The sequence below is a fragment of the bacterium genome (assembly GCA_016716565.1).
Taxonomy (GTDB): domain Bacteria; phylum Bacteroidota; class Ignavibacteria; order Ignavibacteriales; family Ignavibacteriaceae; genus IGN2.
On record JADJWC010000001.1, the window covers coordinates 591,091 to 608,769 of the forward strand.

Below are 17,679 nucleotides of genomic sequence, written 5' to 3' on the forward strand. Positions count from 1 at the left end.
GAATATTACTTAACCAGTATCATCTTCATAGTTTTAGAAAATTCACCTGCAGTCATTGCGTAGAAATAAGTTCCGCTAGGCAGTGAAGAAGCATCAAACAGCAGCTCGTAGCTTCCCGTTGCCTTTGTCTCATTAACCAGTTCTGCTACCTCTCTTCCAAGGAAATCATATACTTTTATGTTCACAAAACTTTCCTTCGGTACAAAGTAATTTATCCTCGTTGAAGGATTGAAAGGATTGGGGAAGTTCTGAGAAAGAACGAATTCGGCAGGAACATCATAAGTTACACTTACTACATCACTATAGCTGAAAGAACCATCGAGATCAACCTGCTTGAGACGATAGAATATCTGGTTAACACCAGTAAGCTGTGGATTATCTGTGAATGAATAGTAATTTATTTCAGTTGAATTACCATTACCATCAACAAAAGCTATGGTTGAGAAATTATCCTGATCATTGACAGAGCGTTGAATTTCAAAGCCAAGATTATTGAGTTCAGAAGCAGTAGACCAGAGCAGTTGAACTTGTGAGCCAATAACTGAAGCATTGAAAGCAAGCATTTCAACTGGAACGATATCGGTTAACTGAGCCAAAGTTGCTGTAACTCCAAGTGCGAGTTTACTGGATTTCAGGAAGTATGGTAGATTAAAATATTGAATCTTATCATTTGATGAATGATAGTAAGGATTAAAATCATTATCGTACTCAATTAATAAAATAGCGCCATAATTATTATTCCAGAACGAAGCATGGTCGCTGTAAGTTGCACCAGGATTGATTGTCTGCAGTGTTAAGCCAATGCTATATAAATTATTTATTGTCAGCATATCATCCTTTAAGCTGATTGAGTTTGCAATCGGTCTCGTATGGATCTCTGCGATATTGTCGCTGTTAGAATCGTAAGAAATCATATCAAGATTAATTACTCCCATTATGGAATCACCGTTTATAGCAGCTTGTTGCGCGAAGTATGCGCTTCCGTATAATCCTCTTTCTTCTTCATCCCAAAGAGCGTAGATGATCGTGTATTTTGAGTTATAGTTTTTAAATATTCTTGCCGCTTCAATTACTGCTGCGGTGCCGCTTGCATTATCATCCGCACCTGGTACAACGGTACCACTGTATGTAAAATCATCATAGTGAGCACAGATAATATATTTTTTATTTGGATATGTTGTTCCTAACTGCACGGCATAGACATTTCTTCCGGTGCTGCTCCACCATTGATCATAAGTTGGCAATCCATAACTCTGAAGTTTCTGCTTTATGTATGTTGCTGACATATCATTACCAGCATGATTATATCTTCTGGATACAATTGTATATGGTGTGCCGTTAATGATTGTTTGAACTTCGCCGGAAAGTTCTTTAACATATTGTGTCAGAGAATCAAGGTTCGTCTGGTTGATTATTGTTTGTATTACCGGGGTTTGTCCGAATGATACGCTCTGAATACTCAGAAGTAGTATAAAAACAAGAAACAATTTTTTCATATTAGAGCCCTTCTTTTAAATTGAATATTTACTTCAAATGCTGCGAATTTGAAGAATAGCAGCAATAATTATGCTAATAAGTTGAAAAATCTAAAGTTAGATAATGGTTAAAAATCTAAGGCTAAAATGAGAAACGTGCTAATCGGCAAGTAATCTGTGATATTGATTTTCATTATTGATAATCGCTTCTTTGTTTTGAACAAAAGCCTGCGTGAAAACTCAGTTTAAAAGGTGTTCATAAATATTAAACTTTTTTTAATGTTTTATTGTTTTAATATTGTTATTGAAAATTTTGATGATAATAGATGACAACAGAAATAAAATATTTTACTCCTTCTGAAGCGAAAAAAACTTTACCGCTGGTTAGAAAAATTGTAAAGGATATACTTGATACCAGCCGTGAAATGCGAACTATCGCCGATGAAATTGGCGGAGATGTTGAGAAAGATCCGCGCATTCAAAAGCTTGCTGATGATATTGAGGAGTTTATGAAAGAACTTGAAGAGATCGGATGCTTTTTTAAGGACTGGAATTTTGCAATAGGATTAATTGACTTTCCGGCCATCATAGATGGTAAAGAAGTTTTTCTTTGCTGGAGAAGTGATGAAGATGAAATCCTTTATTATCATGAAATTGAAGCAGGCTTTGCAGGCAGAAAATTAATTCCGCCTGAAGAATTTACAGACTGATTTTTACCTTTTTAATTCAAATGTAGCCATTGCAGAAGCAGTTTCCTCTGAATTTTTATCCGCTATATTGAATATTAATTTATATAAACCATCCGGGAAACTGTAATCAAGTTCGAATTGTGCTTCAAGCGGAATATCAATAATCTCATCGCTGGTAATTTCTCTATCATCACTAAAAATGTTTTTTACTTCTATAGTATCCGGACCGATCATATCAACACTGAAAAATATTGATGCCGATAGTTCGTTGCCGGATTCTTTTGTGACGAACCCTTTTACATTTACCATAGCATTTATTTCCCAGCTGTCACCGATATCATAAGCAAACGCTTCGGGACTGAAAGCTTCGAATTTTTCCTCTTCCTTTTTACTGCAGGAAATTGTAATTAGGATGAAAAAAAATAAATATAAAAATTTATTCATAAACTGCTTTCTAACCTCACCCTTTAATCCCTCTCCTTAATAAGGAGAGGGAAATAGGGAGAGGTAATTTTATCCGTTCTTTTTCTGGAAGTCTTTCATAAACGCTACAAGATCTTCAACACCTTTGGTCGGGAAAGCATTATAAATTGATGCACGCAATCCACCAACTGATCTGTGACCTTTCAATCCGTTGAATCCAGCTTTGGTTGCTTCATCAATAAGTTTCTTTTCTAGTTCAGCTGTTGCCAGATTAAATGTAACATTCATTAATGAACGGCTATCTTTATCAGCATGACCTTTATAGTAACCGCCGCTTTCATCAATACACTTGTAAAGCAAATCGGCTTTGTGTTTATTGATCTCATACATCTTATCCAAGCCGCCATTCTTTAACAACCATCTGGTGACAAGCATAATAATATAAATTGCGAAAGTAGTTGGCGTATTGTACAACGAATCATTCTCCGCATGAGTTTTATAATTAAGCATTGTGTGCAGAGAATCCTGGCTTCTTTCAAGCAAATCTTTTCTCATTATAACTAATGTAATGCCAGCTGGTCCCATATTCTTCTGTGCACCGGCGTAAATCATTCCATACTTTTTCACATCAATTTTTTTATGAAGAATATCTGATGATGCATCACAAACAAGCGGAACATTTCCAACTTCTGGTTCTTTATGCCACTGCGTTCCGAAAATTGTGTTGTTGGAAGTGAAATGAACATAAGCTGCATCCGGATCAAGTTTTAATTCGTTTTGTTTCGGAATTCTCTTAAAATATTTTTTATCTCCTTCACCCTCTTCAGTTGTTGCAGCAATATTAACTGTGCCGACTCTTTTTGCTTCTTTAATTGCTTTTTTTGACCAGCTTCCGGTTGAAATATAATCTGCTTTATTCTTTGGTGGCATTAGATTCAACGGAACCATTGAAAACTGCAGACTTGCACCACCCTGTAAAAACAGAATTTGGTAATCATCCGGAATATCAAGCAGTTTTTTCAAACCTTCTTTTGCTTCTGCGTGTATTGCATCGTATGTTTTTGAACGATGACTGATTTCAAGAATTGACATTCCCACACCGGGAAGTGCAAATAAATCTTTTTGTGCTTCCAATAGAACTTCTTCCGGTAATATAGCCGGACCAGCACTGAAGTTATAAATTCTTTTCTCCATTTTATTTTCCTTTTTATAGATTATTTCTTATTAGATTAAATGTGTTAATAGTCCATCTCTAAGTTTTGGTTCGAACCATGTTGATTTTGGCGGCATAACTTCTCCGGCATCCGAAATATTCATTAGATCGTCAAGTCCAACCGGATAAAGTGAAAATGCAACCGCAGCTTTGCCCGAATCAACCAGCTTTTCAAGTTCTTTTGTTCCGCGGATTCCACCAATAAAATCGATACGATTATTAGTTCGTGGATCATCGATTCCAAGAACCGGATTAAGCAAAAAGTTTTGAAGAATACTTACATCAAGCTTTTCTCCAACAGATTTTTCAAGAGATAAACTTGCAAGAACCGAATCTCTTGCTTTCAGATGATACCACTGTTTATCCAAATACATACAGAAATTGTTTTTAGTTTGTGGCTGTTTACTGTTAGTTGGTTTAACCTCAAACTTTTCACTTATCTCGTTCAAAAAATCTTCTTTGCTCAATTTATTCAAGTCAAATACAACACGATTGTACGGGAGTATCTTCAACTGCTCAGCAGGAAAGATAACTGCAACAAAAAAGTTGTACTCCTCATTTCCCGTGTGCTTCGGATTGCTTTTCTTCTTCTCTTCTCTTGCACGACTTGCACTCTTTGCTCTGTGATGTCCATCAGCAATGTACAGCTTATTAATTTTTGCAAACTCATTTATAATTATCTGATTATAATTTTCAGGAACAACCCAGACAGTATGCTGGATTCCATCCGGAGCCGCAAAATCATATTCAGGTTTGATTTCTGTTATTGTCTTATCAACAACGTCATTAACATTTTTGACACCGCGATAGGTTAAAAATACAATTCCTGTTTGAGCTTCAGTTGTGATAATATGATTTGTTCTATCGTCTTCTTTTACTTTTCTGGTCTTTTCGTGTTTTAGAATTACATCGTTGTCATAATCATCAACAGAAAAAGTTGCGCAGATTCCTGTTTGTGATCTTCCGTCCATAATTAATCTATAAAGATAAAATGCGGGCTTATCATCCATCTTCAATGGAGCCTCTTTAATAATTCTATTAAGATTTTCTTTTGCTTTCAGATAAACTTCTTTTGAGTAAACATCTTTAACATCAGGCAGATCGATTTCTGATCTTGTAATGTGCAAATAGCTTAATGGATTTCCTTCCGAATAACTTGCCGCTTCGTCTCTGTTAACAACATCGTAAGGAACACTAGCAACAAGCTGAGATTTTTCTTTTGTAGGTCTTAATGCTTTGAATGGTTTAATAACTGCCATATTTTTTCCGAATAATTTTTAAAACACTACTGCTAAAATCCACAAATTTGAACTAATAATCCATTATTTGTCAGCGTTAATTGCTACGAATTTGTGATAAGATGTTTTTAAGCACATATGGAAATCTTTCAATAATCCATTGATGATGGTTATTTTTACCAATTATTTAAGATGATTTTATAATGTTCGAAAATGGCAATCTTCAGAAGAAAACGTAAATTCCGAAAAAAGATAAGTAAGGGAAAAGTATCTGTAATCGGAAATGTCGAATATCACCGTGAGATTTACTCGCGAATATTAGATAGCAAACGTGATTTTTTTATTTGGCTTCCGGCAAGCTACGATGATAATCCTTCAAGGAGATACCCTGTCCTTTATATGCACGATGGTCAAAATTTAATTGACCCAAAAACGTCTTTTGCAGGAAAGGACTGGCAGGTTGACGAAACAGTTACAAGGTTAATAAGGGAATTCAAAATTAAAGAAATTATAATAGTAGGAATTAATAACTCCAATGAACGTCTCGAAGAATACAGTGATAGCGTAAAAGGGGAGAGATATAGAAAATTTTTAATTGAAGATCTTAAAGCATTTGTCGATTCAAAATACAGAACACTTTCAGATAATAAGAATACCGCAATTATGGGTTCATCAATGGGAGGGCTTGCTTCTTTTCTGATAGCCTGGAATCACCCGGAAGTTTTTTCAATGGCTGGATGTTTGTCAAGTTCTTTTTATTATAATGATGATAAAGTTTTTAAAATGCTCGATGTATATTCCGGACCAAAAAAACAAATTAAGTTTTATATCGATCACGGCGAAGACGGATTGGTTCGTGGGCAAAAAATGTTCTGCAAGCTGACACAAATGGGTTATGTAATCGGAACTGATCTTGATTATTTTTACGCACGCGGAGCCGAACACAATGAATCCGAATGGGCAAAACGGCTTGAACGACCACTCATATTTTTCTTTGGGAAATGACAATTCTTTATTGTCATCCCGAATTTATTTCGGGATCTTGTTTCTATAATTTTAATAAAGACCCTGAAACGAGTTCAGGGTGACAATTGAGGTTTAAATGAAATTATTTCTAACACTTTTTCTTACTCTGTTCCTTCTTTCCTGCGCGACAGAGAAACCCGTTAACCTTTCCGTTGCCAGGGAGGAAGTTAAGCAGTATTATGAGTCAGGTAAGTTTGATGAAGAATTGAATAAAGTAATTAAAGATGCAAAAGAAAAATTCAGCAAGGTAAATTTCAAAAATAATTCAGTTGTGATATTTGATGTTGATGAAACAGCACTAGATAATTATGGATTAGCAAAGGAAATGGGATTCGGTTATGTGTATGAAATGAACAAGAAATGGAATGCCGAACTAAAAGCTCCGGCCATTCCTCAGGTAAAAGAACTTTATGATTTTCTTCTTTCAAAAGGAGCAAAAATAATTTTTCTTACTGGAAGAAACTATTATGAGTACGACGTTACATATAAAAATCTCGTTAAAGAAGGATACACCGTTTTCGATACATTGATTACTCAGATCGGTGATGAAACAAAAATGAAAGCACTGGATTTTAAAAGCAGCAAACGTATTTGGCTTACTGAACAAGGATATGATATTGTTGGTACTGTTGGCGACCAATGGACAGATCTTGAAGGAGAATATCACGGCATTCAAATTAAAATTCCGAATTATCTTTATTTGATAGAAGATTGATCTTTTGCACTGTCATTGCGAGGAGTGAAACGACGAAGCAATCTCTAGTATTAATCCCTCACCAAATCACCTTTCTTCTCTCATCAAGTAAAGCAATGTATTTCTCTTTCATCTCTTTTGACATGAAACTTTTGTTGATGAGTTCAGCCCATCTTTCAAATTTTTCAGTTATGGAATTAAGTGCCTGATCTATAATCTGGTTATTTAATCCTAACCTTTCTTTACCCCAATATTCAACAAGTACATTTCGATTTAAATTATTCTTTTTCCCTTTCAACGGTAAAGCAATTTCCTCTGCAGGATTTGCCAAAGAGAGCGTTGTGTTTATTAAATCATAAAACGGAGTGAATGTTACTTTATTATCTTTTGTTATCAGTGAAAAGTTCTTCAAGTGCTGGTCTTCATTCCCGGTAAGAAAATTAAAAATAGTAAGCTTAAACAATTTGATTTTTTCAATAGCAGGGAATGTGCAGTAACTCTCAATTATTCCTGCGACTTTTTCCATGCTGTAGTTGTATTTAGTATCCCGACTCTTCCCGGAGAGCTGAGCGAAATCTTCCACTGAATATTTTTTCCCTTTACCATAACGGTCAAATCTTTTTATGAAGTATGTCAGCTTCTGATCTTTTGAATAAATCAAACCGTGCAATGGTATTTCTAGATCAATCTCTTCGGCGAGATGCATAGTAAGATCTTCATTCTCAGGCAATTGAGGATAGAGATTATTTTGTGGTTTAAGAATATATTCACCGCCTCTGTCTGTAACTTCAAAAACACTTTCTGTTACTTTCAGCTTCGCAATCAGCTTTGGCTGAACTCCTTGTATCGACATCTTCGGTGCTCTCGATGCTGCTTCACGTAATTGCTCTTCCTGTGTGTACGGAAAATCTTCAAGATGAGTAAGACTTCTCGAAAGAAGTTTCAATCCCTTCTCAGAATATTTCTTATCACCGCATGGTTCGTAAGTTATCGGACAGGTATTCATGGTGCAATCTCTTCAACTGTAACTGAGCCAACTAAATCTTTTCCAACCTGAACCAGTTGAGAGAACAGATCATTTCTATCAATCTTCATTTGACGAATCAAAGCTTCCAATTGTACACCTTCAGGAAGCAATCCATCAAAAAAGGGAGGGAACTCCTCAAATGTAAATTCCTTTTTGTTCACAGGCATTGTTAATGAAATCGGTGAAGCAGTATATTCATCGAAGTAAACAAATTTATATTTATTCCCCGGCTCGATCTCAATTAATTCTCCGGCAGGAATTCCGAAATTATATACTCTGGCTTTTCTCATTTATTCCTCTCTTCTAATCAGAAGCTTTTAATAATTTCATCAACGGACTCTCAAATTTTATTTTGATATTGAGGACAGTTAATATTTTTTTTATTGTGTCCAACTGAACTGTTTCCTTGCCGCTTTCGATATCATAGATTACAGTTTTCCCGACTCCGGCTAAATCAGCTAATCCTTTCTGAGTCAGACCTGCTTGCTTTCTATGAAGTTTGACTATTTCAAATAATGAATCCGTATCCACAATTATTTCCTTCTATAGCAGTAAAATATTTAGTTTATGACAAACATACTCGCCAAATAACTCAAAAGCAAGAGTATTTACTGTTATAGCAGTGAATTATTATAACTTGGATGAAAATAGAATAAAATTGAGTTATAATAATCTAAAATTACTGCTATAGCGGCAATATAATTGGTTTAGTTGATGAGAGATCATAACCTTCCCGCTGGTCTCTTTCCCTCCTTCAAAACCATCACTTGCTCATCAGTAAACGACTGGTTGTAAAGCGGCTTGTGTTCGAAATACGCCCGGAAAAGATCGGCGATGAAATGAATTCTGTCTGATAAATCTCCCCAATCTTTTGCACCACTTTCCTTAAGACTGTCGGAAGTAGGGTCAATTTTATTCAGCAGCTCGCTTAATTTTTGATCAGATATGTGCACTAATTTTTCTGGAAACTTATGCTTCAGATCTTCACCAAGCTTAAGTAATTCACTTGCGGGAATGAAGAGTGTCATCATACAATCCGTGATAACTTCCCGTACTTTTAGTTTAGCCAGATTCAGTAATTGATCAATTACTTCATCGAGCGGAAGTTTTCTCTGCAGAAGTTTTTGAATGTAATAACGTATTCGCAGCCAGAAACCTGGAAGAAGTTCACGAAGCAGATTACTTTTCATTTCATCTTCATTTGTGAATGCGGCATTGAGCGCTTCCACAATCTGAGGCTGGAGTCGTGTCTGCTCGTGGTAACCGATCAGCAGATTTGAATAGAGTATCATCTCTGCTTTTACTTTTTCATCTGACTGCTTTCTCGCTTCGATGTAAGATGTGAATGCATCTTTCAGCATTTGTTGTCCGTCCGGCGGATTGCCAGGTTTGAAAGCTGAGCAGAACTTTGAAATATTTTCATCAGTGAAATCTTCTTCGCTTTTAAAGACAGAAAGAAAACGTGCGAACTCTCCGCCGATCTCTGCAAATACTTTTTGTTTCCTTCAGCGACTGCCCAAGCCGAATGTTCAAACGCAGAATCTGGATTAATGAATTTGATTATGAAAGAAGAAACCGCCTTTACTTCCGGAAGATTTTTTATTACATCCGAGTGCTGTGAAATTGTATTAAGCAGTAAAGTAATTTCAGGTGAGTTGTGAAAGAGGTTCTCGAATGTGCGTGACAAATCTTCTTTGCGGATCGATTGTCCTGCCTGCTTTGATGCCCAGACAGCAAACGTGCACCAGTTCGGATTGCCGTCTGTGTATTTTGACATTGCCTGCGAAAGCTCATAGTAACCTTGAGTAATGTTTAGATTGCGAACAACCGGATCGCCTATACTTACTATTCTCGCTACGTCTTCAACGGTTGGTGCGGTCATTTAATCCTTTCTGAAAAATTTCTCGCCCAATTTAATAATAATCGATGTCATCCTGAGCCTGTCGAAGGATGACAAGGAATCGTGCTGTCATTCTGAACGAAGTGAAGAATCTGTTTACTTCTTACCCCCGAATTTTTTAATTAGGAATTGTCATCCCGAACTTTTTTCGGGATCTGTGTTTATTTCTTACAACGGATTTTTTTAATTTAGAGATGAAATTATCTATTAATCGTTATTATGAGTGTACAATTAAGACTGTTCGAACCAGGAGATTTTGTAACGCTTAAAGAAGCAAGCGAATGGGCATCTGAGCATTTAAAAAAGAAAGTTTCAACTTCAAATATTTCCTACTTAGTTAACTACGGACGAATCCAAAAGTATGGTGAAAACGGGGAAACATTAATTTCAATTAAAGAACTAAAAGAATATTATAAATCTTTTAATGGCAGAAGGGAAGTTCATTATAAAAGTAAGTTGGGAGATGATTTAAACTGGGCTTTATCTTTCGACCAATATAAGGAAGCTGAAACAACTAAACACGTTCATCGACTCCATCCCTATAAGGGTAAGTTCATTCCGCAATTGGTTGAATATTTCTTGGATGATCATAAGGATGAATTCAAAAAAGAAGTCTACTTTCACCCCGAGGATATTGTTCTCGATCCATTTTGTGGAAGCGGGACTACATTGGTTCAGGCGAATGAATTGGGACTGCACGCAATTGGAATAGATATTTCTTATTTCAACTCCTTTATTTCAAATTGTAAAGTTGCAGAATATGATATACAAGAAGTTCTCCATCGTACTAAAGTAATTACTCTTGAATTAAAAAAATATTTGAGACAGCACAGTACGCTAGAATTTGAAGAAGAGCTGCTAAAAGAATTAAATACATTTAATAATAAGTATTTTCCAAGTCCTGAGTTTAAGTACAAACTGAATCGGGGACAAATTAACGAAGAAAAATTATGGTAAGGAAAAAGAAGAACTCTTTCTTCCAATTTATTTGAGGCTTGTAAAAAAATATGATATAGTACTCGATCAGATAGGTTCCGATTCATTTCTCGATAAGTGGTTTTCTCAGCATGTTAGGGATGAGATAGACTTTGTGTATTCAAAGATTAAGAGAATGAGGAACTCTAACACAAAGGATATTCTGAAACTTATTTTAAGTAGAACAATCAGATCTTGTAGAGCGACGACTCATTCAGATTTAGCCACACTTGTTGAGCCAATTAACAAAACATATTATTGCCATAAGCATGGAAAAATATGTAAGCCTTTATTTTCAATTCTGAGATGGTGGGAAACATATACTATAGATACTATTGAAAGGTTAATTGAGTTCAATCAGCTCAGATCGGAAACAAAACAAATTTGTTTGACTGGAGATAGTAAAGAAATTGATCTGATTGAAGAATTAAAGAAGGTTGATAAAAAGTTTGCTACAAAAGTTAAAAAGAAAAAAATCAATGGGATATTTTCAAGTCCACCTTATGTCGGTTTGATCGACTACCATGAACAGCATGCGTATGCTTATGACTTATTCGGTTTTAAAAGAAAAGATGACCTTGAAATAGGAGCAATGTTTAAAGGGAAAGGAAAGGTGGCACAGGAAGCTTATGTTGATGGAATTTCTAAATCATTGTTAAATCTGAAAAAGTATTTGACTGAAGATTATAATGTTTTTCTCGTAGCTAATGATAAATCCAATTTATATCCTTTAATTGCAGAAAAAGCAGGAATGAAAATAGTAAATCAATTCAAACGACCTGTTCTAAACAGAACTGAAAAGGATAAAGGAGCTTATTCGGAAATAATTTTTCATCTAAAGGGGAACTAATGCCAAAATCTGAATCGCGAAAAAAACGTATAGTAGAAACCATCAAGAAGTGCCTGCGAGAAAAATTCAGTAGCTATAAACCTGAAACGGATAATATGCCATTTCATTATAGACTATTAGGAAAAGATAGAATGGCGCTATTCTCTTTTATACAATCTTTAAATACAACCTTTGGCATTTCTATCTATGAACCTGTTGCAAAAGAGTTAGCAAGAGAAACTTTTAAGGAAGTTTATACACAGTACAAGCTTGGAAATCTCATAACTGCGGAAGCACAAAAAGAAATTCAGAGCATAATGAACGATCTTTCGGTTGGTGGTGATGTGGATAAACTTTCAGAAACGGAAAGAGTCAGGAAAGTTGCCAAGAAAGGAACGGTTAATACACTCAAATCTGTCAAAGTAGATTTGTTTCTTATTTCAAAAAATGATGAAGTATTTATGTTTGATTTAAAAACAGTCAAACCAAATAAAGGGGATTTTATCTCTTATAAAAGAAATATGTTGGAATGGTTAGCTGTATATTTTTATCAAAATCCCAGCGTGAAGGTTCATACGCTAATATCCATACCGTATAATCCGTATGAACCCGAACAATATAAAAGATGGACTATGAAAGGAATGTTAGATACTAAAAAGAAGTAATGGTCGCAGATGAGTTTTGGGATTTTCTTGGAGGTAAAAATACATACAATGAGTTACTTGATTGTTTTGAGCAGGCTGGTATTGAACTAAGGCCAGAAATAGATAAATACTTTTTAAGATTTAAATAGTAATTAACAATAATTATCAAATATTTGATTCTTTATATTTATTAGATTAGTTTCGGACAAAGAAATATATATTATTCATCATTATAAAAATTATCAATTAAATGGCTAATAGTTTTGAAGTAAGAGATCCCATTTATGGATTTATTACTTTTGATGAGTGGGAAAAATCTCTAATAGATAGCCAACCCTTCCAAAGATTAAGAAGAATTCAACAGCTTGCATTAACAAATTACATTTATCCAAGTGCTAATCATAGTAGATTTGAACATTCCTTGGGAGTCATGCACTTAGCATCGCTTATGTTTAATTCTATAATAAGTGATGATAGGAATAGAAAATTATTAGAACAAGAATATGGCTATAATGATGCGGGAATACTTAAAAGCGAAAAATTAATTAGATTGGCTGCATTATTACATGACATTGGACATCCTCCTTTTTCTCACGCTGCGGAAGAATTGTTTCCACAAATAGCAGGTAGCAATAAGAATTATAAACATGAACAATATAGTACTGCAATAATTACAGGTCCTCTGAAACATCTAATCGAAGATCACAAGGGAAATAGCAATTATGAATTCACTGCCGAGAAAGTTGCTGCACTTATCGATGGTAACCCTAATATATTGCGTAATTTTCTTTTTTGGAAAGAGTTAATTGCTAGTCAACTCGATGCAGATAAAGGAGATTATCTATTGAGAGATTCACACCATATTGGAGTTAGGTATGGACTATATGATTATAATAGATTGTTAAACACATTAGCTTTAGGTAAAAAACCAAAAGAAGAAGGGGGAGAAATTATCTTAGGAGTTAGAGAAGATGGTTGGCATATTGCAGAATCTGTTATTCTAGCTAGGTACCAAATGTTTACACAAGTTTATTTTCATAAGACTAGACAGATATACGATTATCATTTAAAAGAAGCTATATTAGAAGTATTAGAAGGGAAAAAATTTCCAACACCAGATAAAATAGAAGAATATCTGAAATATGATGATATTAAAATTTGGGATCTTCTTTTGAAAAAAGGTAATAGGCATTCAAAGGCAATTTTAGATAGAGATCATATGAGGGAAATTTATAAAACTAAAGAATACGAAATAGATGAGAAGCATGAACCAATTAAAGGCATTTCTGAAAAATTAACTCAAAACAAAATTGATAACTATATTATACGATCAAGTAGTGCTTGGTATAAAACAGATTTAAATAAAGAGATAATGATAATTTCGAAAGAAGGGGAAGTACGGCCATTAACGGAGTACTCTGAAATTGTTAAAAATATTGGTTACATTAATCAATCTAGACTTTATGTCTGGCCAGATAATAGAAACAAAGCAAAGGAGTTTATCAATGAGAAAAAATAATTTCAATCTTTTCACTGGTAACTATAAAATACTTCTTGGCATTTTAAATTTTTATAAAGAAGAGTATCCTAATAAGCAATTAGGTAAAACAATGATACAAAAATTATGTTATTTATTGACGAGAGAGGATATTCTCGACTATGATTATAGTCTTTACCATTATGGGCCATATTCTGTGGATTTAGAGAGCGATCTAGATATTTTAAATTTTTTTGACGAAGTCAGCATTGGGTGGAACCAATATGGTTATGATATTGAAATTAAAAATCAAGAATTAAAACTAGATAAACTTCAAGCAGAAAAAATTAAAAATGTTATAGAAAATTACGGACATTATACAGCAACAGACTTGTCATTAGTTGCAACAGCTTTATATATTAAGGATAACTATGGAATTGACGATTATGATTTAGTAGATGAGGTTCATAATATAAAGCCTAACTTTAATCCTGAATATATTGAAAACGTTTTACAATCTGCAGAAATAATATAATAGTCGATTGATATTCTTCTATAATCCTGTATTCCTTAGGAACATTTCTCCGCCATTTTTATATCTTACCATTCATCAATTCATGATTCACTTCTGAAAATCCTTATATTTGCACCTCCCGCCTTCGTCGTAATTGTCATCCAATAAATTAAGTGCAGGATGACTTCGGCGGGCAGGCATAATTGATAAACCAGAAGATTAATGACAGAAAACAAACACGAAATCCCCAAAGCATACGATCCTTCAAAGACAGAGGATAAATGGTATAAATACTGGCTCGATAACGGACTCTTTCACTCGGAGCCAAATGACAAACCGCCGTTCACAATTGCAATTCCTCCGCCGAATATTACCGGCATGCTTACGATGGGACACATCCTCAACAACACAATCCAGGATGTTTACATCCGTCTGAAAAGAATGCAGGGTTTCAACTCCTGCTGGGTTCCGGGAACAGACCACGCATCAATCGCCACGGAAACAAAAGTAACAAAGTTTCTTGAAGAGAAGGGAATTGATAAATATAAAATTGGTCGCGAAGAATTTCTTAAGCATTGCCAGGAGTGGAGAAAAGAATACGGCGGAATAATCATCCAGCAGTTGAAGAAGCTTGGCGTTAGCTGCGACTGGCGGCGTGAACGCTTCACAATGGATGACGATTACTACCGCGAAGTGATAAAAGCTTTCGTTGATCTTTACAAGGAAGGAAAAATTTATCGCGGCTACAGGATGGTTAACTGGGATCCTGCAAACAAGTCGGCTATTTCCGATGAAGAAGTTCTTTACAGAACTGTTAACGGGAAACTCTGGTACTTCCGTTACCCGGTTGTGGGAATGGATAAATATATTGTTGTTGCTACGACACGACCGGAAACAATACTCGGCGATACGGGTGTTGCAGTAAATCCGAATGATGAACGATACAAAGATCTCATCGGCAAAAAAGTTAAGCTGCCGACCTTGCCTACCGGCAGGCAGGTTGTCGGAAGAGAGATTCCGATTTTTGCTGATGAATATGTTGATATGGAATTCGGAACAGGTGCAGTAAAGGTAACACCCGCACACGATGTAAATGATTATGCAATGGGTCAGAGACACAAGCTGGAAATTGTTAACATTTTCAATCCTGATGCTACAACAAACAAAAACGTTCCTGATTGGCTCCAAGGTTTGGATCGCTTTGAAGCAAGAAAGAAAGTCGTGGAGTGGTTTGAGAAAAATAATTTGATGGAAAAGATTGAAGATTATCAGAACAAAGTCGGTTACTCGGAAAGAGGCGGCGTTCCGATTGAGCCGTATTTATCTGAACAATGGTTTATGAAAATGTCTGAGCTTGCAAAACCAGCACTCGATGTTGTGCGGGAAGGAAAAGTAAAATTTTATCCAGCACACTGGGAGAAAACTTATTTTCACTGGATGGAAAACATTAGTGACTGGTGCATATCTCGCCAGCTTTGGTGGGGACACAGGATTCCTGTTTGGTATCACAAGCAAACAAAAGAAATTTACTGTGAAGTTCATCCGCCGAAAGATATTGATAATTATACACAGGATGATGATGTGCTAGATACTTGGGCATCAAGCTGGATTTGGGCTCACGCAATTTTCAGAACGGAGGAGGAAAGAAAGTATTATTATCCGACCTCAATTCTTGTAACGGCTCCTGATATAATTTTCTTCTGGGTTGCAAGAATGATTATGTCCGGAATGCATTTTATGAAAGATATTCCTTTCAGTCACGTTTACTTCACAAGTGTCATTCGTGATCTGCAGGGAAGAAAGATGAGCAAGTCACTCGGCAACTCTCCAGATCCACTCGATGTAATTAAAGAATTTGGTGCTGATGCGTTACGGTTTACGGTTCTTTACCTTGCACCGCTTGGACAGGATGTTCTTTTCTCTGCTGACAAATGTGATTTTGGAAGAAACTTTGCAAACAAAATCTGGAATGCCGGAAGATTCCTTCTGATGAATGCTGAGAATATTAAAGTTGATGAAAAACTGAAAGATGCTCATATTGATTTTGCGGACGAATGGATTATTTCACGCTTCAATGAAACACTTGAAGAGTTCAACAATGCAATGGAAAGTTTTGAAATCAACAACGCAACAAAGATCATTTACTCTTTTGTGTGGAATGACTTCTGCGACTGGTATGTTGAAATGATAAAGAATAGATTGTATGCTGATGATGAGGAGGTTAAATCTGCTGTTCTGACAAGAGCATTATCAATCTTTGAAAATATATTGAAGATGGTTCATCCGTTTATGCCGTTTGTGACGGAGGAGATTTATCAATTGATGAAAGAGAGAAAAGATGGAGAGAGCATTTCAACTTCTGAGTTTCCGAAAGTGAAAAAGGAGTCGATAAATGCTCAGGCTGATCGGGAAATGGAAACAGTTGAGCATATTGTTACAGTACTCAGAAATATTCGCGGCGAGATGAATATTCCTCCTTCCAAGAAGATAAATGTTTTACTAAAGTCAAATGAAGTAAAAGAACGACAGATCGATTATATTAAAAAGCTTGCAAAGGTTGAAGACCTGAAAGCAGGTGTAAACATAACGAAGCCCAAAGCCAGTGCATCTGCACTAGTAAAATCTGCTGAGATTTACGTTCCGCTTGAAGGATTGATTGATCTTGATGTTGAAAGGCAAAGATTGCAGAAAGAAATTACACGGCTTGAAGGTTCTCTTGCAGGAATAGAAAAGAAACTATCCAATGAAAAGTTTGTTAGCGGTGCACCGGCAGAAGTCGTTGAAAAAGAAAGAGCAAAGCAAAGAGATTGGCAGGAGAATTTGATGAAGCTAAAAGAAATTTTGGCGAATTTAAATTGAGATAAATAGCCACGAGCTTTAGCTCGTGGATAAAAATTAAATGAACTTGTTTGGTTTTAACCAAAATGGTCTTGGGCTAAAGCCGAGTATTTTTTTATTCTTTTTCCCCCGACCTAAAGGTCGGGGCTATCAGAAAGGGGTTAAAATGTATCACAAAATATCCGACTTCATCGAAGACTGGAAATATGAATCCGAAGCAACCATAAAAGTTCTCAGTAACCTAACCGATGAAGTGCTCACCGTAAAATTCAATAATGAGATTCGTACATCCGGAAGGCTTGCCTGGCATATTGCAGGAGCAATAGCTGAATTAGGTCATCGGATGGGATTGGCTTTTATAGAAATAGATCAAGATTCACCCTTCCCATCAACAGCAAAAGAGATTGTTGATGAATACAAAAGTGCTTCGGATGGATTGATAAAAGAGATAAAAGAAAAATGGAATGATGATACTCTTTCCATTGAAGATGAGATAACAGGTCAGGGAGATATGTGGTTGAGAGGAAAAACATTAGGTGCTTTAGTTACTCATCAAATCCATCATCGTGCACAGCTGACTATTGTAATGAGATTAGCTGGATTAAAGGTTCCCGGTGTTTACGGTCCTGCTAAAGAGGAATGGGTGAATTATGGAATGCAGCCGCAGGAATAATTCTCCTGTGTCATCCTGAATTTATTTCAGGATCTCAGTTTGTA

At 35.6% G+C, this 17,679-nt stretch carries 16 protein-coding genes and 2 pseudogenes; 9 read left to right on the top strand and 9 right to left on the bottom strand.

The features are described from left to right. Window positions 1-5 precede the first annotated feature (5 nt). Complete coding sequence (locus IPM14_02635; GenBank protein ID MBK9097018.1) at window positions 6-1,496, bottom strand: M28 family peptidase; 1,491 nt, start codon at window positions 1,494-1,496, stop codon at window positions 6-8. 305 nt (window positions 1,497-1,801) lie between these two features. Here IPM14_02635 and IPM14_02640 point away from each other — a divergent pair, with 305 nt between their 5' ends. After that, a complete protein-coding gene (locus tag IPM14_02640) occupies window positions 1,802-2,185 on the top strand; it encodes a DUF2203 domain-containing protein (protein MBK9097019.1) in 384 nt (127 codons plus the stop codon). 3 nt (window positions 2,186-2,188) lie between these two features. Here the strand turns inward: IPM14_02640 and IPM14_02645 are convergent, their stop codons facing one another. The 3 genes from IPM14_02645 to IPM14_02655 form a co-directional block, all read right to left on the bottom strand. Beyond that, window positions 2,189-2,608 (bottom strand): hypothetical protein, encoded by a 420-nt coding sequence (locus IPM14_02645; GenBank protein ID MBK9097020.1) that lies wholly within the window; start codon window positions 2,606-2,608, stop codon window positions 2,189-2,191. Between the two features lie 69 nt (window positions 2,609-2,677). After that, window positions 2,678-3,781: a 3-phosphoserine/phosphohydroxythreonine transaminase gene (gene serC, locus IPM14_02650; GenBank protein MBK9097021.1), complete on the bottom strand. Its 1,104-nt coding sequence runs from the start codon at window positions 3,779-3,781 to the stop codon at window positions 2,678-2,680. Between the two features lie 30 nt (window positions 3,782-3,811). Continuing rightward, entirely contained in the window at window positions 3,812-5,059 is a 1,248-nt protein-coding gene (locus tag IPM14_02655; protein MBK9097022.1) for a DUF1015 domain-containing protein, read from the bottom strand. 192 nt (window positions 5,060-5,251) lie between these two features. On the opposite strand from IPM14_02655, the gene IPM14_02660 reads away from it, so the two are divergent. Next, the gene (locus IPM14_02660; protein MBK9097023.1) at window positions 5,252-6,043 is read left to right on the top strand and encodes an alpha/beta hydrolase; all 792 of its coding nucleotides are present in this window, start codon (window positions 5,252-5,254) and stop codon (window positions 6,041-6,043) included. 97 nt (window positions 6,044-6,140) lie between these two features. Beyond that, window positions 6,141-6,779: a hypothetical protein gene (locus tag IPM14_02665; GenBank protein ID MBK9097024.1), complete on the top strand. Its 639-nt coding sequence runs from the start codon at window positions 6,141-6,143 to the stop codon at window positions 6,777-6,779. Window positions 6,780-6,837: 58 nt separating this feature from the next. Here IPM14_02665 and IPM14_02670 read toward each other — a convergent pair whose 3' ends face one another. From IPM14_02670 to IPM14_02690, 5 genes are all read right to left on the bottom strand, one after another. Next, entirely contained in the window at window positions 6,838-7,764 is a 927-nt protein-coding gene (locus tag IPM14_02670) for a HipA domain-containing protein (GenBank protein ID MBK9097025.1), read from the bottom strand. Further along, the gene (locus IPM14_02675) at window positions 7,761-8,075 is read right to left on the bottom strand and encodes a HipA N-terminal domain-containing protein (protein ID MBK9097026.1); all 315 of its coding nucleotides are present in this window, start codon (window positions 8,073-8,075) and stop codon (window positions 7,761-7,763) included. Before IPM14_02675 ends, IPM14_02670 begins: the two co-directional genes overlap by 4 nt. Window positions 8,076-8,088: 13 nt before the next feature. Then, window positions 8,089-8,316 (bottom strand): helix-turn-helix transcriptional regulator, encoded by a 228-nt coding sequence (locus tag IPM14_02680; protein ID MBK9097027.1) that lies wholly within the window; start codon window positions 8,314-8,316, stop codon window positions 8,089-8,091. A gap of 191 nt (window positions 8,317-8,507) precedes the next feature. Beyond that, window positions 8,508-9,146 carry a hypothetical protein gene (locus tag IPM14_02685; GenBank protein ID MBK9097028.1) on the bottom strand — a complete coding sequence of 213 codons (639 nt, stop codon included), beginning with the start codon at window positions 9,144-9,146 and terminating at the stop codon, window positions 8,508-8,510. Continuing rightward, window positions 9,140-9,667: a hypothetical protein gene (locus IPM14_02690; GenBank protein ID MBK9097029.1), complete on the bottom strand. Its 528-nt coding sequence runs from the start codon at window positions 9,665-9,667 to the stop codon at window positions 9,140-9,142. Before IPM14_02690 ends, IPM14_02685 begins: the two co-directional genes overlap by 7 nt. A gap of 237 nt (window positions 9,668-9,904) precedes the next feature. On the opposite strand from IPM14_02690, the pseudogene IPM14_02695 reads away from it, so the two are divergent. The 6 genes and pseudogenes from IPM14_02695 to IPM14_02720 all read left to right on the top strand — a co-directional run bounded on the left by IPM14_02695 (window position 9,905) and on the right by IPM14_02720 (window position 17,635). Next, window positions 9,905-11,510: pseudogene (locus IPM14_02695) on the top strand (site-specific DNA-methyltransferase). After that, window positions 11,510-12,282: pseudogene (locus IPM14_02700) on the top strand (TdeIII family type II restriction endonuclease). Before IPM14_02695 ends, IPM14_02700 begins: the two co-directional pseudogenes overlap by 1 nt. Window positions 12,283-12,383: 101 nt before the next feature. Further along, complete coding sequence (locus tag IPM14_02705; GenBank protein MBK9097030.1) at window positions 12,384-13,652, top strand: HD domain-containing protein; 1,269 nt, start codon at window positions 12,384-12,386, stop codon at window positions 13,650-13,652. Next, entirely contained in the window at window positions 13,639-14,145 is a 507-nt protein-coding gene (locus tag IPM14_02710; protein MBK9097031.1) for a DUF4065 domain-containing protein, read from the top strand. Before IPM14_02705 ends, IPM14_02710 begins: the two co-directional genes overlap by 14 nt. 201 nt (window positions 14,146-14,346) lie before the next feature. After that, on the top strand, window positions 14,347-16,983 hold the full coding sequence (locus tag IPM14_02715) for a valine--tRNA ligase (protein ID MBK9097032.1): 2,637 nt from the start codon (window positions 14,347-14,349) through the stop codon (window positions 16,981-16,983). Between the two features lie 145 nt (window positions 16,984-17,128). Continuing rightward, the gene (locus tag IPM14_02720) at window positions 17,129-17,635 is read left to right on the top strand and encodes a hypothetical protein (GenBank protein ID MBK9097033.1); all 507 of its coding nucleotides are present in this window, start codon (window positions 17,129-17,131) and stop codon (window positions 17,633-17,635) included. The last annotated feature ends 44 nt before the right edge of the window (window positions 17,636-17,679 follow it).